The 18061-nt window shown below is 70.4% G+C and carries 15 protein-coding genes; 14 read left to right on the forward strand and 1 reads right to left on the reverse strand.

What is annotated here, in order from left to right; all coding sequences use genetic code 11:
• Nucleotides 1–5 precede the first annotated feature (5 nt).
• Genes ACEJ41_RS10885 through ACEJ41_RS10950 form a run of 14 tightly spaced genes read left to right on the forward strand, consistent with a single transcriptional unit; the run spans nucleotide 6 to nucleotide 17164 of the window.
• The gene (locus ACEJ41_RS10885) at nucleotides 6–554 is read left to right on the forward strand and encodes a hypothetical protein (protein WP_374012290.1); all 549 of its coding nucleotides are present in this window, start codon (nucleotides 6–8) and stop codon (nucleotides 552–554) included.
• The gene (locus ACEJ41_RS10890; RefSeq protein ID WP_374012291.1) at nucleotides 551–1960 is read left to right on the forward strand and encodes a hypothetical protein; all 1410 of its coding nucleotides are present in this window, start codon (nucleotides 551–553) and stop codon (nucleotides 1958–1960) included. The genes ACEJ41_RS10885 and ACEJ41_RS10890 overlap by 4 nt, the downstream gene beginning before the upstream one ends.
• The gene (locus tag ACEJ41_RS10895) at nucleotides 1957–2517 is read left to right on the forward strand and encodes a hypothetical protein (RefSeq protein ID WP_374012292.1); all 561 of its coding nucleotides are present in this window, start codon (nucleotides 1957–1959) and stop codon (nucleotides 2515–2517) included. The genes ACEJ41_RS10890 and ACEJ41_RS10895 overlap by 4 nt, the downstream gene beginning before the upstream one ends.
• Complete coding sequence (locus ACEJ41_RS10900) at nucleotides 2514–3149, forward strand: hypothetical protein (RefSeq protein WP_374012293.1); 636 nt, start codon at nucleotides 2514–2516, stop codon at nucleotides 3147–3149. Before ACEJ41_RS10895 ends, ACEJ41_RS10900 begins: the two co-directional genes overlap by 4 nt.
• 1 nt (nucleotide 3150) lies before the next feature.
• Nucleotides 3151–3909, forward strand: a complete 759-nt coding sequence (locus tag ACEJ41_RS10905; protein WP_374012294.1) for a type II secretion system protein — start codon at nucleotides 3151–3153, stop codon at nucleotides 3907–3909.
• A 32-nt stretch (nucleotides 3910–3941) separates the two neighbouring features.
• Nucleotides 3942–5681 carry a pilus (MSHA type) biogenesis protein MshL gene (mshL, locus tag ACEJ41_RS10910; RefSeq protein WP_374012295.1) on the forward strand — a complete coding sequence of 580 codons (1740 nt, stop codon included), beginning with the start codon at nucleotides 3942–3944 and terminating at the stop codon, nucleotides 5679–5681.
• Nucleotides 5681–6550, forward strand: coding sequence for a tetratricopeptide repeat protein (locus tag ACEJ41_RS10915; protein WP_374012296.1), 870 nt, complete (start codon nucleotides 5681–5683; stop codon nucleotides 6548–6550). The genes mshL and ACEJ41_RS10915 overlap by 1 nt, the downstream gene beginning before the upstream one ends.
• A complete protein-coding gene (locus ACEJ41_RS10920; protein ID WP_374012297.1) occupies nucleotides 6547–7992 on the forward strand; it encodes an AAA family ATPase in 1446 nt (481 codons plus the stop codon). Before ACEJ41_RS10915 ends, ACEJ41_RS10920 begins: the two co-directional genes overlap by 4 nt.
• The gene (locus ACEJ41_RS10925) at nucleotides 7979–9682 is read left to right on the forward strand and encodes a GspE/PulE family protein (RefSeq protein ID WP_374012298.1); all 1704 of its coding nucleotides are present in this window, start codon (nucleotides 7979–7981) and stop codon (nucleotides 9680–9682) included. The genes ACEJ41_RS10920 and ACEJ41_RS10925 overlap by 14 nt, the downstream gene beginning before the upstream one ends.
• Complete coding sequence (locus tag ACEJ41_RS10930) at nucleotides 9679–10935, forward strand: type II secretion system F family protein (RefSeq protein WP_374012299.1); 1257 nt, start codon at nucleotides 9679–9681, stop codon at nucleotides 10933–10935. The genes ACEJ41_RS10925 and ACEJ41_RS10930 overlap by 4 nt, the downstream gene beginning before the upstream one ends.
• Nucleotides 10936–10949: 14 nt before the next feature.
• Nucleotides 10950–11678, forward strand: a complete 729-nt coding sequence (locus ACEJ41_RS10935; protein ID WP_374012300.1) for a type II secretion system protein — start codon at nucleotides 10950–10952, stop codon at nucleotides 11676–11678.
• A 43-nt stretch (nucleotides 11679–11721) separates the two neighbouring features.
• Nucleotides 11722–14709: a hypothetical protein gene (locus ACEJ41_RS10940; protein ID WP_374012301.1), complete on the forward strand. Its 2988-nt coding sequence runs from the start codon at nucleotides 11722–11724 to the stop codon at nucleotides 14707–14709.
• The gene (locus ACEJ41_RS10945) at nucleotides 14706–15806 is read left to right on the forward strand and encodes a type II secretion system protein (RefSeq protein WP_374012302.1); all 1101 of its coding nucleotides are present in this window, start codon (nucleotides 14706–14708) and stop codon (nucleotides 15804–15806) included. The genes ACEJ41_RS10940 and ACEJ41_RS10945 overlap by 4 nt, the downstream gene beginning before the upstream one ends.
• Nucleotides 15803–17164 (forward strand): type II secretion system protein, encoded by a 1362-nt coding sequence (locus tag ACEJ41_RS10950; protein WP_374012303.1) that lies wholly within the window; start codon nucleotides 15803–15805, stop codon nucleotides 17162–17164. Before ACEJ41_RS10945 ends, ACEJ41_RS10950 begins: the two co-directional genes overlap by 4 nt.
• A gap of 7 nt (nucleotides 17165–17171) precedes the next feature.
• Here ACEJ41_RS10950 and ACEJ41_RS10955 read toward each other — a convergent pair whose 3' ends face one another.
• Complete coding sequence (locus ACEJ41_RS10955; RefSeq protein WP_374012304.1) at nucleotides 17172–18044, reverse strand: BTAD domain-containing putative transcriptional regulator; 873 nt, start codon at nucleotides 18042–18044, stop codon at nucleotides 17172–17174.
• Nucleotides 18045–18061 lie beyond the last annotated feature (17 nt).

Raw genomic sequence — 18061 nt, forward strand, 5'->3', positions numbered from 1 at the left:
CCGCCATGAAGCCATCCTCCATGCTCTCGCGCCTGCGCCAGTCACGGCGCACGTCGCTGACGCTTTTTGCCATCACCCTGGGTGCCCTGGTGGTGGCCGCGGCGTGGTTCCTCGGCGCGCGTTCGTCCCTGGCCGACGCCTACCAGCGCCTGGGCAACCGCAACCAGGCGCTGTCGGAGGCGCAGGTGCGTGAGCAGGAGGCCCGGCTGCGGGTGGAATACGCGCAATCGGCCAAGCAACTGGTGACCGCCGCGCAGGCCCACGGCCTGCAACCGGATGCCTGGGGCGAGCGCCTGATCAATCTGCGCCAGAGCCAGATGGGCCGCGAGGAAGCCGCCTCGCTGCTGGGCGCGGTGGGACGCGACAGCGACCGGATCTTCGGTGCCGAAGCATTCGAGCTGTCGGTCACCCACCCGGACGAAGGCCTGTTCGATACGCCCGATGCCGTGGACCGCGCGCCATCGCCGCTGTCGCTGACCCTGCGCGGCAGCCTGCTGTTCCGCACCGCCGCCACCGGTGGCGGTGCGGCCCTCCTGCCCGAGGCCGCACCATGAGCCTGCTCCTGCTGGTCCAGCAGCAAAACAACTGGCTGACCTTCGACAGCGGCAACGTCAGCCGCAACGATGCGCGGCCGCGGCTGCAGCGCGCGGCGATGGTGGTGGCCGATTTCGAAGGCGCCGTCAGCGACGTGATCTCGCTGGAGGGCAGCCCCGCGCACGCGGTGGCCCTGATCGAGAAGCGGCTGCGCTCCGACGGCCTGATCGACGGCGAAAGCAAGATCCTGATCCACAAGACCCGCACTGTCGGCGCCGGCTACCAGACCCTGTTCACCGCGGTCCCGCTGGAAACCTGGCAGCAGACCTACGCATGGGCCGAGGCCCAGCCCGACCATTGCCTGCTGGTGCCGGCGACCTCGCTGCTGTTCAACGCGCTCAAGCCGGGCCAGGCGGTGGTGCTGCAGTCCGGGCGCCAGCTCAGCGTGCTGGCGATGCTCAAGCACGACGTGATCTACCGCAGCTCCCTGGCCTACAGCGACGACCCGGAAGACCTGGCGATGACCGCCGGCGCCCTGGCCGAGCAGTTTGCCGATGACCTGGCCCGCGGCGAGGACAACCTGGAACCGCTGGACGTGAAGTGGTGCCCGGTGCTGGTGCGCCGCCCGGACGAAGGCCAGCCCTGGCTGGACGACAGCCTGCGCGAGATCTTCTCCGCGCGCAGCGGCCTGCAGGTGGCGACCGTGCCGGTGCGCCGCGTGCTCGACGCCAGCGGCAACGAATTCCGCAGCGGCGCGGCGTGGATGGAAGCCACGGCCAGCGCGGCGATCGCGGTCAATCCCGGCGCCAGCCGCGCTGCCTATCTGGCCGAATGGGCTTTGCCGCTGGCAAGCGCGGCCTCGCTGGTGTTCGCCCTGGTGCTGGGCGCGCTGGGCACACGCTGGACCCTGAGTGCGCACGAGGCCAACAACCGCGCCGAACAACTCAACGAGCAGATCGGCCAGATCGACGCACGGGTGGACGCCATCCGCGGCGACCAGGGCGTGTCCGACAACTTCCCCGCCGTGCTGGCGTTCGTCGAACGCGCGCGCGCCCTGCAGCAGGGTGTCGACCCGGTCTCGGGCCTGGCCCAGGTCCGCGAGGCGGCCGCCAACGAGGTCCGGATCCTGCGGGTAAGGGTCGAACAGCCCGTCGCGCCCGGTACCCCCGTGCGCGCCGACGCCAACCTGCCCGACATCCGCGAGCCCACCCTGCGCGTGGATGGCGTGGTCGATCCCGGCCGCGGCATGCCGGGCATGCAGATCGCCGGTTTCGTCGAGCGCCTGCGTCGCGCCGGCTACGATCCGGTCCCGCTGGATCCGCAGGCCGGTGCCGGCGCCAGCCGCTCGGCCGGTGGCTTCTTCTCCTACCTGCTCAAGCGCGTGCCTGCGCCGGCGCCGGGCACTGCCAGCGGAGCCACCCCATGAAGATGAAGTACACCGCCGCACTTGCACTGGCGGTCTGGCTGGCAGTGGCCGGCTGGCTGGCCAGCATGGTGATCGCCAAGCCTGCCGTGCTGCGGCTGGGCAACCAGGCCGACGAAACCGCGGCCATGGCCGAACTGCGCAACGGGATCAACCGCAACCGCCAGGTCACCGAGTCGGTCTCCTCGCTGCGCCAGGCGATCCCGTACACCGGCCCGGCGCAGACGCTGATCGCCCTGCCGGCGCCCGCGCCGGCAACGCCGGCTGTCGATGCCGCCAACAGCCCGGGGCAACGCGGCTATGGCACCAGCGGCCGCGGCGGCGCGCCAGCCTCGGCCGACCCGACCACGCCGATGGTGACCCTGGTCCTGAACACCGACGGCCATCGCAGCGCCATCGTCAACGGCGAGCACGTGCGCGCCGGATCGCGCCTGGCCAGCGGCGCCCGGGTCCGCGCCATCGGCCCGGACTGGGTGCGCATCGACGATCCGTCCGGTACCGCACAGACCTACCAGGTGCGCAACGCGCTGGCACCGCAACGTGACGGGGGCATGCAGTGACCCTGCGCCGGCACACGTCCCTGCTCTGGCTTGCCGGCGCCGCCATCGTCGCCGGCCTGGTGCTGGTGTTTGCGCTGCGCACCGGCGCCGAGCGCACGCAACCGGCGACATCGGCAGCGGCACCGGCAGCCGCCGCGGCCACCACAGCCCACACCCCGGCTGCACCGGCCGCCACCACGCCCACCGACACCCCGCCATGGCTGGGCGGCGGCAGCGGCGGCAGCCAGAAGGCCGGCGCACCGGCGGCAACGCGGGCGCTGTCGGCCATTTCCGCACCGGCGCCGAGCGCGGCCGAGCAAGCCCGCACCGTGGCGACACTGCGCGAGCAGGCCGTGCGCAACGAGCGCACCGCCGACGAACTGCTGCGCCAGATCGATACGATGCAGGCCACCGGCCAGACACCGCCCGGGGTCAACCTGGAGGCGCTGCGCAGCAACCTGCTGGTGACCAAGCGTGCCCAGGTGCTGGCGCGCGAACTGGCCGAACTGACCCAGCAGCCGCAGGGGGCCGACCGCCAGCAGCGCATCCTCGCCATCACCTCCGAGTTGCAGCAACTGCAGGGGCAGTTGCGCTACGACGTGGGTACCCCCACCGCTGCCGTGCCCGCCTCCCCGCCGGGCGGGAGGCCATGACATGCGCCGGTGCGGCGTGCCCGCCCGGCACACCGGCTTCACCCTGGTCGAAGTGGCCGTGGTGGCCGGCATCCTCGGCCTGCTGGCATTGACCATGACGTCGGCCTTCGCAGGCATGGAACAGGCGCGCCAGCAGAACACCGCGCAGGCGCACGCCGAGGCCGCGCGCCAGGCGCTGCGAACCTTCGTGCTGCGCAACAAGCGGCTGCCGTGCCCGGACAACAGCACCTTCGGCGACCGCGGCCGCGAAGCCAACGGCGCAGCCAGTTGCCCCGGCGACCTGCGCGTGGGCTGGCTGCCCTACGAAAGCCTGGGCCTGCAGGTTCCGGTGCGCTCGCAGCGGCTGCGCTACGGCGTGCATCGCGGCACCAACGCCGACCTGGTCGCGCCGCTGCATGGCGCGGTGGACGGCCCGGACCTGGAAGGCACCGGTGGCCTGGCACGGGCACTGGCCACCGCCGCGATGGCCGCGCCATCCACCGACCAGCCGTATTACTCCGCCGCCAACGCCACCTCGTCCACCGATGCCTGCGCCGGTGCCGATCCGGTCAACCCGGCGTTCGTGGTGGCCGCGCCCGCCACCGACCGCGATGCCGATGGCGGCGCCCATCCCGGTTTCGACGGCCCCAACCGCGGCTTTGCCACCAGCAGCCCCTGCGTGGCTGCACCGGCCCGCCCGGCAACCGACGTCTATGACGACGTGGTCGTAGCCGAAAGCGCCACCACCCTGCTCGGCTGGCTCAGCGCCGCCACCCGATGACATTCCTCCGCCTTTCCTGAAGGTCCGAACCGATGAGCCTGAACCCGTCCACACTCCGGAACCGTACCGCGCCGCGCCTGCTCGCCATTGCGATCGGCACCCTGGTACTGGCTTCCTGCAGTACGCCGCGCAGCGTGCGCTCGCTGCCCAAGACCGAACACAAGGCGCTCGAGCGCGTCGGCACCGCCCTGGTCGAGGAATCAGAGCGCCTGGCCAACCGCCACGATGAAGTGCGCGAGCAACTGGAGCGCTATGCACCGGCACCGGAACCGCCGGCACCGATGGCCCCGGTGTACGACCCGCTGGAGAACAGCGTGGTCAGCCTGAGCATGTACGACGCCGACGTCGGCCAGTTGCTGTGGGCCCTGGCCGGCGAGCTGAAGATGAACCTGATCGTGGATCCGCGGGTGCTGGAACAGCGCCAGCGCGCCAGCCTGCACCTGCGCAACGTGACCGCGCGCGAGGTCTACAACCACATCCTCGAAGCGTTCGACCTCAACGGCGAGGTGCGCGGTGGTGCGCTGGTGGTCTCGCAGATGAGCGAGCGCATCTTCAACGTGGACATGCTCGATTCGAGCATCGCCCTGGACCTGTCCACCGGCGGCGACGTGTTCGGCGCAGGCATGCAGAGCGCCGGTGGCGGCGGCGGCCAGTCGCTGCGCGGCAACCTGACCATGACCGGTGCGGTGGGCAAGGACAACGACCCGTACAAGCAGCTCGATTCGGCGCTCAAGACCATCCTGGGCACCGACCAGCCCGCCGCCGCCGCGGCGCGCGGCCCGGACGCCCCGCCGCCGCCGGAGGCTGCGCGGTTCAACCTGGATGCCGGCAGCGGCACCCTGTACGTGCGCGCCCGCCCCTCGCAGATGCGCGCGGTGGAAGACCTGATCGACCACAGCAAGAAGAAGATGCGCCGGCAGGTGCTGGTGGAGGCGCAGATCCTGGACGTCTCGCTCAGCGACAACTCCAACTACGGCGTGGACTGGAACCTGCTGCGCAACCGCGTGGCCGGCCTGTACGGGACCGACCCGGCGATCATCACCCCGATGCCCGCGATTCCCGCCGATCCGGAACTGGGCTTTCCCGGTGATCCCAACCTGCTGCCGTACCAGCGCTATGGCCGCTTCGACGCGCAGCGCCGGCAGATCGTGTTTCCCAACCAGACCGTGGGTTCGAGCCTGGGCCGCGCCGCGGGCCTGAGCTACGTCAGCGACACCTTCTCGGCCGCGTTGAACGTGCTGCGCACCTTCGGCAACGTCAAGGTGCTGTCCAACCCCAGCGTGCGGGTGCGCAACGGCAGCCCGGCCTACCTGAGCGTGGGCACCAACATCCGCTACGTGACCAAGTCCACCACCAACGTCTCCAGCGGCGGCGGCGGCTTCAACACCTCCTCCGACATCCAGACCGACTCGCTGTTCTCCGGCGTGGTGATCGGCGTGGCACCGATGATCCACGAGAACGGCACGGTGGAACTGCTGGTGCATCCGATGCAGACCGAGGTGGTGCCGGGCAGCCTGGCACTGCAGACGTTCCCCAACGGCAACGCGGTGACCCTGCCGGTGATCAACGTCAAGGGCATCACCACCACCTTGAACCTGCGCAATGGCGACACGGTGATGCTGGGCGGCCTGATCGACCAGAAGGGCGCCACCGACGACAGGGGCATCCCGGGCCTGTCGGATATCCCCGGCATCGGCCGCCTGTTCGGCGCGCGCGGCAAGACCCACGAAACCCGTGAGCTGGTCCTGGTCCTGCGGGTGAAGGTGATCTGATGAGCCTGATCTACGACGCGCTGCGGCAGTCGGCACCCGATGGTGCCGGCACCGCCGTGCCCGCGTCGTCGCAGCGGCACCCGCCTTCGGGCTGGTGGCGTCGCCCGCTGCCGTGGCTGGTGGCCGGCGTACTGGTCGCCGGCCCGCTGGGCTTCCTGCTGGCGCGCCAGACCACGCCAGTGCAGACGCCCACCGCCCCACCTGTAGGAGCCGGCCTTGCCGGCGACCGCGGTGGCCAACCAGATCCCGCCACCCTATCCACGCCCGCCGCCACAACCGCGCTGGCGCTGACCACCGATCCCGCACCGACGGCCGCCATTTCCGCACCCGTCATTGCACCGCCGGCGGCTACCGCCACGCCGCCACCCGCTGCCGTCGCCACGGCACCGCCGCCCGCATCCACGGCCAATCGCGACATCCAGGTCGTGGCCTCGAAGATCGAGGTCTCGGTCAGGGACACATCCACACCGCAGCGTGGTGGCGTGGACGCCGTGGATGCCGACGCGGCCAAGGTGCGCGAAGCGATGGGCGCATTGCACGCGGCGGTCGGCGATGCCGACGCAGCGGCCACCGGCGCGGCGATCGCCCGCCTGGAAGCGCTGCTGCCGGCGCAGAGCCTGACCCTGCTGCGCGCCCGCGCCTGGGCCGCGCACGGCCACAGCGACCTGGCCGAGGCCCGGCGCCTGTACCGCGCCATCCTCGACCGCGTGCCCGACGACGAGCACGCCAGCATCAACCTGGCCCTGCTGGACGCGCGCCGCGGCGACGTGGACCAGGCACGCGCGCGGCTGGACCGCCTGGCCTCGCGCAACGCGCGCTCGCCGCAGGTGCTGCGTGCGCTGGCCGAGCTGGAGGCCGCACACCCATGAATCCGGCCCTGGCCCGTCACCTGCAAACGCTGGGGCTGGAGCGCGCGCCGTTCCCGCCCACGCCGGACGCGGCCGCCTACTTCCTGACCCCGCTGCTGGAACGCGAGCTGGTGGAGGCCACCCACGCACTCAACACGCGCGCCGGCTTCGTCCTGCTGACCGGCGAGGTGGGCACCGGCAAGAGCACCTTCCTGCGCCGCCTGCTGCATGCACTGGAAAGCGAAGGCGTGGCGGTGTCGCTGGTGTTCAACACCTTCCTGCAGGGCGCCGACCTGCTGGCCGCGGTGCTGCGCGACTTCGGGCTCAAGCCGCAGGACAACCCGGCCGCCGACATCGAGCGGCTCAACCGCTTCCTGGTCGAACGCTGGAACAAGCAGAGCTCCTGCGTGCTGGTGATCGACGATGCGCAGAACCTGACCCTGGAAAGCCTGGAACTGCTGCGCCTGCTGACCGGCCTGGAAACCGGCCAGGAGAAGCTGCTGCAGATCGTCCTGGCCGGGCAGCCGGAACTGCGCGACAACCTGGAGCAGCCGCGCATCCGCCAGCTCACCAGCCGCATCTGCAAGCACGTGCGGCTGGAACCGATGGACGCATCGCAGACCGGCGCCTATGTCGATTTCCGCCTGGCCGCAGCCGGTGCCGGCGACGGCATCGTCATGCAGCCCGATGCGGTCGCTGCGCTGCACCGGGCCAGTGGCGGCAACCCGCGCCGCATCCACCTGATCATGGACCGCTGCCTGTACGGCCTGTACACCCAGCCGGACGGCCGGCGCCAGGTGGATGCGCACCTGGTGCGCACCGCAGCCGGCCAGTCCGGCGCGCTGCCCGCACGGCGGCGGCGACGCCCGCCGGCACTGGCCACCGCCGCGTCGGTGGGCGTGGCCGCCTGCCTGGTGCTGGCCGGGCTGGGATTGCGCGGCGGCGAGTCGCGCGCCGAGGCCACCGCGGCGGTGACCACCGCCGCACCCGACACACCCGCGCCGGTGCCGGCCATGGCCGGGTTCGACAGTGCCTGGCAGGGCTGCCTGCAGCGTTTCGCACGCGGCCAGGCGCACCTGCAACCGGTCAGCGATGCCTGGGCGCAGCGCCTGGCCGGGCGCACGGACGTGTGCCTGCGGCGCGAGGCCGGTGGCTGGACCGCCGCCTGGCCGGTGACCCTGCGCGCCGAACACTTCGTGTCGGCCAGCGCCAACGACCGCGTGCGCGAAGTGCAGGCGCTGCTGCACGCCGACGGCCACTACGACGGCGCACTGGACGGCCTGTACGGCCCGCGCACGCGCCAGGCGCTGGCGCGCTTCCAGGCCGGCAACAACCTGCCCGCCACCGGCGCGCCCGACCCGGCCACCCTGTTCCTGCTCGACGCACGCCTGGCCGATGCGCTACCGGCCGCCCCATCCATACCATCCATCCCCACGGAATCCATGCACCATGGCCACGGTTGATCCACGGGCCGAACGCCCTGCCCCCGCAACGCCCGGCCGCGAGCAGTCGCGCCTGGGCGAACTGCTGCACGAACGCGGGCTGCTCGATTCGGCGCAGTTGCTCTATGCGCGGCAGAAGAACCAGGTCGAACAACAGAGCTTCGGCCGGCTGCTGATCCAGCACGGCCTGGCCAACGAGTCGGACATCGTCCGCACCCAGGCCGAGCTGCAAAGCATCGAGTACGTGCAGGTGGACACCCTGCACACGTCCGAGCCGCAGGTGCTGGCGCTGTTCAACCGCGAACTGTGCCAGCGCCACCAGTTCCTGCCGCTGCGCCGTGCCGACGACGCGCTGGAGGTGCTGCTGGGCGATGCCGACGCAGCGGCCGTGGCGCAGCTGGTGCTGCAGCGCTGCGGCCTGCGTTGCCGCTTCCTGCAGGGCGAGTACGGCAAGGTCGCGCGGCTGATCCGGCATACGTACTACTTTGCCCAGAACCCGGTCGAGAGCCTGCTGGGGCGCGAGATCAAGCGCCTGTCCTCGGACAGCGACCACGCTTACAGCCCCGAGCGCCTGCTCGATTACCTGCTGCACTACGCGGTGCGCGAGCGCACCACCGACATCCACATCTCGCCGTCGGACAACAGCCTGCACGTGCTGTTCCGCGTGGACGGCGTGCTGCGGCCGATGTTCGCCATGCCGCCGACCCTGTCGCGCCTGCTGGGCTACATCAAGCTGGCCGCGGAAATGGACATCTCCGAGCAGCGCCGCCCGCAGGACGGCAGCTTCCGCGCCACGGTGCTGGACTCGGCGCTGACGGTGCGCATCTCCACCATCATCACCGACGCCGGCGAGCGCATGGTGATGCGCCTGCTGCCCGAGCACAGCGACCTGGACGGGCTCAAGGAACTGGGCTTCTTCGAGGAGGACGTGGCCGCGCTGGAACGCCTGTTCGCGCGCCCGGCCGGGCTGATCCTGATCACCGGCCCCACCGGCTCGGGCAAGAGCTCCTCGCTGCACGCCGCGCTGCGCATGCAATCGCTGATCGAGCGCAACGTGCTGACGGTGGAGGACCCGATCGAGTACCGGGTGCCCGGCGCCGGCCAGACCGAGGTCAACCGCCGCGCCGGCTACGAGTTCGGCTCGGCCCTGCGCCACTTCCTGCGCCATGACCCGGACGTGATCCTGCTGGGCGAAATGCGCGATGCCGAGACCGCACAGGCCGCGCTGGAAGCGGCGGCCACCGGCCACCTGGTGCTGTCCACCCTGCACGTGACCACCGTGTTCGGCGTGGTCCCGCGCCTGCGTCCGCTGGGGCTGGAGGCGCAGATGATCGCCGACAACCTGCTGGCGGTGGTCAACCAGCGCCTGGTCCGGCAGAACTGCCCGTTCTGCAGCGAGGAAGTGCCGTTCACCGAGCCGGAACTGCGCTGGCTGGAACTGCCGCCGGGCACCTGCGGCCGCCGCGGCAAGGGCTGCGAGCGCTGCCGCGACAGCGGCTACTACGGCCGCCTGCCGGTGTACGACATCATGCTGGTGGACGACGCCCTGGCCAACGGCATCGCCGACGACGCCGGCCGCGAGGCACTGCGCAACCTGGCCCAGAACGCCGGCTTCCGCGGCATCGAGCAGGTGGCCCGCAACCGGGTGATCTCCGGCCAGACCACCTCCGAAGAAGTGTTGCGCGTGGTCGGCGTGGGGCCGACGCCATGAACGTCTACTACTACCGCCTGCTGCTCTCCAGCGGCCGCGTGCGCGCCGGCATCGCCCAGCTCTCGGTCGAGCGCGATGCCTCGGCGCGGATGTGGCTGGAGAAGAACTTCGACGCGGTAGTGCTGCACCTGTACCGGCTGCCGGGCTGGCTGGCCGAAACCCAGCGCTCGCTCTCGCACCTGATCAAGCCCAACATCCGCCCGGCCGAACTGTCCGGCATGCTGCGCGACCTGGCGGTGATGACCAGCGCCGGCATCCCGGTGCTGGAGGCATTGCGCGCGGTGGCCAACGAGGTCGGTGGCGGCCGCGCCTCCAACGCCGCGCGCCTGGCCCGGCGCCTGCTGGAGGAACTGGACGCCGGCGCCTCGCTCAGCGATGCGTTCTCGCGCTACCCGGACGCGTTCCCGGAAACCGTGCGCAACCTGGTGATGATCGGCGACGAAACCGGCACCATGGACGAGATGCTGGGCGAAGCGGCCGACCACATCGAGCGCATCTCGAAGATGACCGCCGACACCCGCCAGGCCCTGATCTACCCGGCATTCGTGTTCTCGGCAATCTTCGCCGCCGGTGGCTTCTGGATCTATTACGTGATCCCGAACCTGGCCGACCTGTTCAAGCAGATGAACGCCAAGCTGCCGCCGCTGACCATCGCGGTCATGGCCGGCGCCGAATGGCTGATCGCGCACATCGGGCTGATCCTGATGGGCCTGGTGGTGGCCGCGTTCGTGGCCTGGGTGAGCTGGCGCTACAGCCGCTCGTTCCGGCGCGCCATCCACTACACCCTGCACAAGCTGCCGATCGCCAAGACCATCATGTTTTCCTCGGGCCTGGCGTTCTTCACCGAGTACATGTCGCTGCTGATCAAGTCCGGCGTGGACATGGTCAGCAGCCTGCAGGTGATGGAGCGGGCGATGCAGGACGAGTACTACCGCGACCGGATCATCGCCATGCGCCAGGTGATGGAGCGCGGCGACCGGGTGTCGGCGGCGATGCGCCAGGTCGGCGGGTTCCCCTCGATGATGGTGCGCATGATCGGCGTGGGCGAGGAAACCGGCACCCTGGATTCGCAGTTCGCCCGCCTGTCGGCCGAGTACAGCCTGCGCCTGCAGCGGCTGATCACCAACCTGTCGGAGATCATCAAGCCGGTGGTGGTGCTGCTGGCCGGCGGCATGTTCGTGTTCCTGATCGTGGCCCTGCTGCTGCCGGTGTACGACCTGGTGCAGCAGGCCATCACCGGGCCCCAGTTCTGATGGAGACAGACACGATGGATTCCCGCATTAGCCCGCGCCGCTGCGGCGGCTTCACCATCCTGGAGATGTCGGTGGTGCTGGTGGTGATCGCGCTGATCATCGGCGCGGTGAGCGTCGGCCGCGACGTCTACCGCAGCGCCGTGGCCGAGCGCATCGGCAGCGAGTTCGTGCAGGGCTGGATCATCGCCTACGACCGTTACGTGGCGCAGACCGGCGCGGTGCCCGGCGACGACCTGGGCAACCCCACCGGCAGGATCAACGGCAATGGCGACCCGCTGTGCGACCAGGGCGGCTCCCGCGAACTGCGCGACGCCATGCTCGAGCGCGGCGTCACCCTGCCGGCCGGACGCGCCGAGGGCCTGGAGTCGCGTTACGTGTACCAGGACAGCCGCGGCATCCCGCAGGAAATCCGGGTGTGCTTCCTCACCGTCACCGACTGGGCCGAACCGTCCACCGGCAACGCCTACGTGCCGCGCGTGCGCAACGTGATGCGCCTGGAAGGGCTGACGCCGGAGCTGGCCAACCAGCTTGATACCCGCATCGATGGCCGCATCGACGCGCGCTTCGGGCGCATGCGCGAAGCCACCCCGGGCAGCCTCCAGTACCAGAACGTCACCGCCATCGGCGACCCGCCGCAGACCTATGCGTGGAGCCTCACCGAAATCCAGAACACCGGCGGCGGCCTCAACGACCCGGACGACCAGTCCCCGACCCTGGTCGCCTACCTGAAGATGAACCAGTAAGGAGCCCGACCGGCACCGCCGGCGCCCGAACAGGACTTCCGACATGAGCATGCCGCAACCTTCCATGCGCATCGCCGCCCCGACCTTCCGCCGCGCACCGCGGCACGCGGCCGGCATCGGCCTGATCCAGGTGATGCTGATCCTGTTGCTGGTGGCCACCACCCTGGCCGCCAGCGCAGTGCTGCTGCAATCCAGGCGCGCGCCGGCGCAGGCCACCACCCAGGAGCAGAGCCTGCGCTGGGCCGACGAGGCAATCACCGCGTTTGCCGCAGCCAATGCACGCCTGCCCTGCCCCGCGCGCACCGTGCACGGCGTGGAGGATTGCAGCGGCAGCCATGCCAAGGGCTGGTTGCCGCTGCGCACCCTGCTTGGCGCCTCCGGCACCGCGCCGCAGATCGGGCCGATGGCGTACATGGTCTACCGCGGCGACGCCGCCAGCCACCACGACCTGACCGACACCGGCAACGCCTACCAGCCGCCGGGCCTGGACGGAAACGTGCGCGAGATCGTGACCGCCACCGACAAGGACGGGGAGCCGACCGACACCCGTCCGTTCGCGGCGATCAACGGCCTGGACCTGTGCCGCTCACTGCAGCTTGCCGACGAGTCCACCGACGCGGCGCTGGCCCGGGTGCAGTCGCAGGATGGCGCCGCGCTGAATGTCGCCTACGGCATCGCCGCGGCCGGCCCGACCGCGGGCGATGGCGCACGCCTGGACGGCAGCAACAGCGCCACCGGCAGCGTTACCCTGGATGCGCCGTGGCGCGAGTGGGATTCGGGCTACGACGACCGGGTGCGGATCCGCACCTTCGATGGCGTGGGGCAGATGCTCGGCTGCCGGATGCAGCGCAGCAGCACGGCAACCGCCACCGCCGCGGCCACGCCACCTGCACCCTTCGCAATGGCGGCGACGGCCGCGGTGGACACCTCCCCCTACGACATCTCGCTGGCGGCCATGGACATCCTTGCCGCCGCCGTGACCGTGCACGACAGCCTGGGCGACCTGCAGGAGAACAACGTGGGCAACACCGAGGCCGCGGTGCTCGATGCCGGCTTCGCCCAGGCCGCCTCGATCGCCGCGGTGCTGCTGTCGGCCGGCCAGATCACCGACGGCGTGTCCACCATGGTCACCGCCGCCACCAGCCTGGTGCGCGCGGTGGCCACCTGCATCGCCTCGCTTGGCGCCACCTGCTGGGAAGTGCCGCTCAAGGCCACCGCATTGGGCCTGTCGATCGGCTCGGTAGTCACCAACGCGGGGGCGCTGGGCGTCAACGTCGGCGTCCTGGTACCCACGGCGATGGCGCTGGCCAAGACCATCGACGCGCGCGACCGCGCCAAGAAGGCCGCCGCACCCAAGCCCAAGGACCTGAAGTCGGCCATCGACGAACTGGCCTGCACCCTGTACGGCGGCGATCCACCCGACCTGGGCTACAACCCGTGCAACGCGAAAAGCACGGTCCAGATCGGCCCGGACGGCGAGCCGGTGCTCAAGCGCGACGGAAACGGGTTCCCGATCCCGCAGCGTGACGAGGACGGCAGACAGCTGTTCGACACCAACGGCAAGCCGCTGTACGAGTACATCTACGTGGTCGACGACAACCCGCCGGGCCTGGACGACAAGCGCGACCAGGCCAAGGCCCAGTGGGAGGCGCTGCAGGAACACTCCGACGTGCTGCTGATCAACAGGATCGAGCCGTGGAGTGGTGAGCATTCCGACGCACCCAAGTCCACCAGGATCGCGGGACGCATCAGCGAAGGACTGTCCTGGGACTTGCATGACAAGCGGTACCAGACGATCAAGGTTACGTGCGTAGCCGCGCAGGACGACAAGGGCGAGTACGTTCCGGACGGAAGCAACTGCAAGTATGTCGGCTCCAAGACCGAGACCGTCGACGGGAAGGAAGTGACCACCCTGCTGGGCACCCATGACCGCAAGGAAGAAACCGTCTTCAACTGGGACCTTGCGGTGCGCGATGCCATCGCCAAGCGCAAGCTTGCTGAGCGCTGGGCCGAGAACAACCGCCGGGTCGGCGAGATCGATCGGGAAGTTGAGGAGCTGCAGAAGAACTGGAACCAGTGGTTCGTGGGCACTGCCGACGTCGAGTCGATCTTCGCCGGAATGGTGAAGGAGCGGAACAAGTTCTGCGCCATGCCCCAAGGGGACCGGATCAACCTGGAAAAGTGCGAGAGCGCCAGGGAGGGTGTCACCTACATCGACACCTGCCGCAGGGGTACCGGTGAGGTGGACCAGAACGGCCACCGCATCACCCAGATGGACACCGATCCGCTGGCCAACTGCCGGGTGCGGATGAAGGAACGCCTGGACAACACGAAGGCCGAGAAGCAGAGCGCGGCCAATGACCGCAGCGCCACCGCCACGGCTTACAACAGCGCCCTAGCGCCCTGGATGACCTATCCCGACGGATGGTTCTACCACGCGATCGAAGTCATCAAGGACTCGGACGGCAACCCCATCCGCTACGACTGGCTGGATTCGCGCGACGACAACCGCAACACGGAGGTCTATTGGCTGAGCTGCACCATCGACGATGTCCAGACCTTCTGCGCCCATACCCGGCGCCTGCCCTACTACGCGTTCGAGCCGTACTTCAACGGCGCGACGCGCCACGGCGAGCCCTATAGCTCATCGATTCCGCGCCTGCTGGTAACCGGCAACCTGGAGATCTGGCCCAAGGACACCTGCAACTTCTTCAACAACACCTGGTTTGGAGGCAACTGGGGCAACGCCCGCTACCACGGCATCTACTGCCAGCGTTACCCCTACAACCGCGCCTACGAGGACTGGGACCGGGCCAAGGATGCCACCGTGGAGGCCGAGAAGACCTACATCGGCCTGCGCGAGCAGTTCGACAAGCTCAAGGAGGAGTACGACAACCTGCGCAACCAGGGCGAAGTAGGCCCTGATGGCGCCATCTCCAGTCCCATTGGTTTCGGCGCCGAGCCGGCCCTGGAACGCGCCGACTCGCGCGGCTCGGTGGGCGCCCGCCCGGTCCAGACGGTGACGCCATGACCACGCGCGGGCTGCGCGGCCGCCAGCGCGGCTGGTCGCTGGTCGAGCTGGCGGTGGCGCTGGTCATCACCGCGCTGCTGATGGTGTTGCTGGTCACCCTGCTGCCACTGGGCAACCAGGTGATCGACCAGGACCGCCAGCAGCGCGAGCTGGCCCAGGCCGAACAGGCACTGCTCGGCTTCGCGCGCGCGCATGCGCAGATGCCCGCCGCCGACAGCAACGGCGACGGCCGCGCCGACAGCGGTGCCAGCGCCGGCTGGCTTCCGGTCCAGGACCTGGGTCTGTCGCCGCGCATGCGCGTGCGCTACCAGGTGCAACCGCACCTGGTACTGCCTCCGGCCGACCTGTTCCGGCCGCTGGTCTCGCCGGATTTCGCCAGCCAGCTGTCCACCTCGGCCAACGGCCTGGACCTGTGCATGCGCCTGCTGCTGGACCAGCGCGGCAACGTGCCGATGGCCGGGCTGGGCATGCCGGTGTCGTTCTACCTGGCGCACTCCGGCGGTCGCGGGCATGACCTGGCGCGTGGCGCCGAAACCTGGGACCCGGCCGCGCAGGCCCTGCCTGGCGATGGCACCAGCGCGGTGCTGACCTCGGCCGCCGGGCCGGGCGAGTTTTCCGCGCGCCTGGACTGCCCGGACCTGCTGGCACGCACGCAGGGCAGCGCCCAGGCCGCGCTGGCGTCCTATAGCGCCATGCGCATGACCGACTTCAACAACCAGTTCCGCCAGTTCGACAAGAAGATCGCCCAGCTGACCCTGGACCAGGCCCAGACCGGGCTTGCCTTCGCCGCCGTGGGCCTGGCCATGGCCATCGCCGACGAGGCCATCGCCATCACTTTGGTGGCGGCGGGCTGGCCACCGGAGGGCTTTGCCATCGGCGTGGGCGTGGCCGAGAACATCGTGGCCCTGGCGTCCATCGGCTTTGCGGCCTACCAGGTGGCAATGGCCACCGCAGACCTGAAAAGCGCCGAAGAAGGCATCGACCTGGCGGAAGACGTCGCCAACGACGTCGAGCGCTACCTGGAACGGGTCAAGACACTGCACGCCAACGCCAACCAGAAAGCCATCACCCTCGACAACGCGGGGCTGACCCCATGACCTCACACACCGCTCCCCACGTCCGGCGGCGTCCCGCGCCGCGTGCACGGCAGCCGGGATTCTCGCTGATCGAACTGACCGTGGTGCTGGTGATCCTGGGCGTCATCGGGATCCTGCTGGTGCGCTGGATCGGCATGGAATCGGCCGACCGCAGCCACACCGCCCAGCGCGACCTGCTGCAACGTGCCGACGACGCCCTGCTGGCCTTCGCCGCGATCCAGTCGCGCCTGCCCTGCCCGGACGCCGACAGCGACGGACGCGAGGACTGCGCCGGCGCACTGGCCGTGGGCGCGTTGCCCTACGTGACCCTGGGCCTGCCGGACCGGCGCGCATCGGCCATCCGCTATGGCGTCCTGCGCCGCGCCGGCGAGGTGTTGACCGTTCCGGACCACGACGCGGCCACCTGGGACATGCCCGCCGATGCGGACCTGGCGGCGCTGGCAGACCGGGCCCAGACGCTGCAGATCATCGTCAACGCGCCCACCCTCGAGCCGATCAGCCAGATCAGGCTGTGGAACACCTGCAGCCACCTGCCGGCCAGTTCGCCGACCTGCGACGACCTGCCGCAGCTGCGCACCAACGGTCTGGACATGTGCGACGCGCTGCGCAGCGCCAGCCTGCTGCCGACCAGCGCCGGCTTCGTGCATACCCTGCGCGAGGACGGGTCCGGCGAGATCGCCGGCAACGTGGCCTATGCGCTGGCCATCCCGGACACGCTCAACCCGGCGCCGCTGCACACCGGTGCTTCGGTGGCCTTCCATTCCCCGCGTCGGCCGGCCGGTGGCGCGGACCATTACCAGGACAAGGTGCACGCGGTGGGCCTGGACCAGCTCTGGACCCGGCTTCGCTGCGGCGAAAGCTACGGCCCGGCGATCTATGCGCATGCAAACGTGGCCGTGGCCGCGCGCCTGACCACCCCGGCCATGCACAACTACGTCGAGCAACTCGAAATCATGCTGGACCTGGCCGAGGCCAACGACGACAGCGCCGACGCCGGACTGGTTGCCGCCGCCGCGCAGATCACCAGCGCCACCGCCGGCGTGCTGGACACCATCGGCGAGACCTTCGAGACCTACGGTGCCTGGAACTGGCGCGTGGCCGTGGCCACCGCGGGAATCGGCACCGCGGTGGGCGGCATGATCGCCGCCGCGGTCATGAAGGGCTTCGCCACCACCTACAAGAACCGGGCGGACAACCTGCTCATCGAGTTCAAGTCCACCCGCGATTTCCCGGGCATGTCGCAGACCCTGGAAACGGCGATCCAGGCCGAGGCACAGCGCGCCGACATGCTGGGCATCTATCCGGATGCCGCGGCCCGGCACGCGGCCACCCAGTTCGGCGCCGCAACCACACCGTGACCCGGTGTCAGGCGCCCAGCGAGAGCAGTTGCGCGGCGCCCACGGTGCGGCGCAGGCGCGGGGCGGACCTGCGCTGGCAGGCGCAGCGGATGCGCTCGGCCAGTTCGCTGGTCTCGCGCAGCGGCATCTCGCCCAGGTCGCCTTGCAGGCGATGGACCAGCTTGCGGTAGCAGGCCAGGGCCAGGTCCGGCTCGCCCTTCTCGGCCAGGATCCGCATCAGCGCGCGCTGATGGCCTTCGTCCCACGGGTCCTGCGCCACCAGTTGCTGGGCCAGGGCCACCGCAGTACGCCAGTCGGCAGCGGCCGCGGCCGCATCACGCATGCGCTCGCGCGCGGCGGTCAGGCGCTGGGCAAGCCAGGCGCGGCATTCGACCAGCCATTCGTCGAACTCCCCGCAGCCGTCAAAGCCCATCCCCTCCAGCAATGCGCCGGCATCGGCCAGCCAGGCTGCGGCACGGCGGTCCAAGGCGCCATCGGTGCCATTGGCGCCGGCCGCATCGATCAGGTCGATATCGAACAGGCCGGCCGACGCGGCCGGGCACAGCCGCACCGACTCGCGATCGACCTGGAGCACGCCGTCGCCCACGGCGGTGGCCACGGTGCGGTTGAGGTTGGACAGCACCTGGCGCAGGTTGGTGAGCGCGGCGCGCTCGTCCAGGTCCGGCCACAGCAGCGCGGCCAGGCGGGTGCGCGGATGGCGGCGGCCGCGCTCCACCGCCAGGTAGGCCAGCACGGCCCAGCCCTTGCGGTATTGCAGGGCGACCTCCGAGGTGCCGGTGCCGATGCGGCACTCGCCCAGCAGCCGGATCGGGACGCCGGCCACGCTGGCGGCACCCCCCGGCGCCGGCGCGCCGCGGAATGCAAGACGGTTGGTTCGCATGGTTCCCCCCCCTGTGC

Source organism: Pseudoxanthomonas koreensis, from assembly GCF_041890415.1.
In the GTDB taxonomy this organism is placed as follows: Bacteria; Pseudomonadota; Gammaproteobacteria; order Xanthomonadales; family Xanthomonadaceae; genus Pseudoxanthomonas; species Pseudoxanthomonas koreensis_A.

What these genes read in the sequence shown, in the direction of transcription:
- ACEJ41_RS10930 (WP_374012299.1), top strand. Translation starts at nt 9,679, where the DNA reads ATGAACGTCTACTACTACCGCCTGCTGCTCTCCAGCGGCCGCGTGCGC.
- ACEJ41_RS10895 (WP_374012292.1), top strand. Translation starts at nt 1,957, where the DNA reads ATGAAGATGAAGTACACCGCCGCACTTGCACTGGCGGTCTGGCTGGCA.
- ACEJ41_RS10920 (WP_374012297.1), top strand. Translation starts at nt 6,547, where the DNA reads ATGAATCCGGCCCTGGCCCGTCACCTGCAAACGCTGGGGCTGGAGCGC.
- ACEJ41_RS10905 (WP_374012294.1), top strand. Translation starts at nt 3,151, where the DNA reads ATGCGCCGGTGCGGCGTGCCCGCCCGGCACACCGGCTTCACCCTGGTC.
- ACEJ41_RS10950 (WP_374012303.1), top strand. Translation starts at nt 15,803, where the DNA reads ATGACCTCACACACCGCTCCCCACGTCCGGCGGCGTCCCGCGCCGCGT.
- ACEJ41_RS10940 (WP_374012301.1), top strand. Translation starts at nt 11,722, where the DNA reads ATGAGCATGCCGCAACCTTCCATGCGCATCGCCGCCCCGACCTTCCGC.
- ACEJ41_RS10885 (WP_374012290.1), top strand. Translation starts at nt 6, where the DNA reads ATGAAGCCATCCTCCATGCTCTCGCGCCTGCGCCAGTCACGGCGCACG.
- ACEJ41_RS10945 (WP_374012302.1), top strand. Translation starts at nt 14,706, where the DNA reads ATGACCACGCGCGGGCTGCGCGGCCGCCAGCGCGGCTGGTCGCTGGTC.
- ACEJ41_RS10925 (WP_374012298.1), top strand. Translation starts at nt 7,979, where the DNA reads ATGGCCACGGTTGATCCACGGGCCGAACGCCCTGCCCCCGCAACGCCC.
- mshL (WP_374012295.1), top strand. Translation starts at nt 3,942, where the DNA reads ATGAGCCTGAACCCGTCCACACTCCGGAACCGTACCGCGCCGCGCCTG.
- ACEJ41_RS10955 (WP_374012304.1), bottom strand. Translation starts at nt 18,044, where the DNA reads ATGCGAACCAACCGTCTTGCATTCCGCGGCGCGCCGGCGCCGGGGGGT.
- ACEJ41_RS10890 (WP_374012291.1), top strand. Translation starts at nt 551, where the DNA reads ATGAGCCTGCTCCTGCTGGTCCAGCAGCAAAACAACTGGCTGACCTTC.
- ACEJ41_RS10915 (WP_374012296.1), top strand. Translation starts at nt 5,681, where the DNA reads ATGAGCCTGATCTACGACGCGCTGCGGCAGTCGGCACCCGATGGTGCC.
- ACEJ41_RS10935 (WP_374012300.1), top strand. Translation starts at nt 10,950, where the DNA reads ATGGATTCCCGCATTAGCCCGCGCCGCTGCGGCGGCTTCACCATCCTG.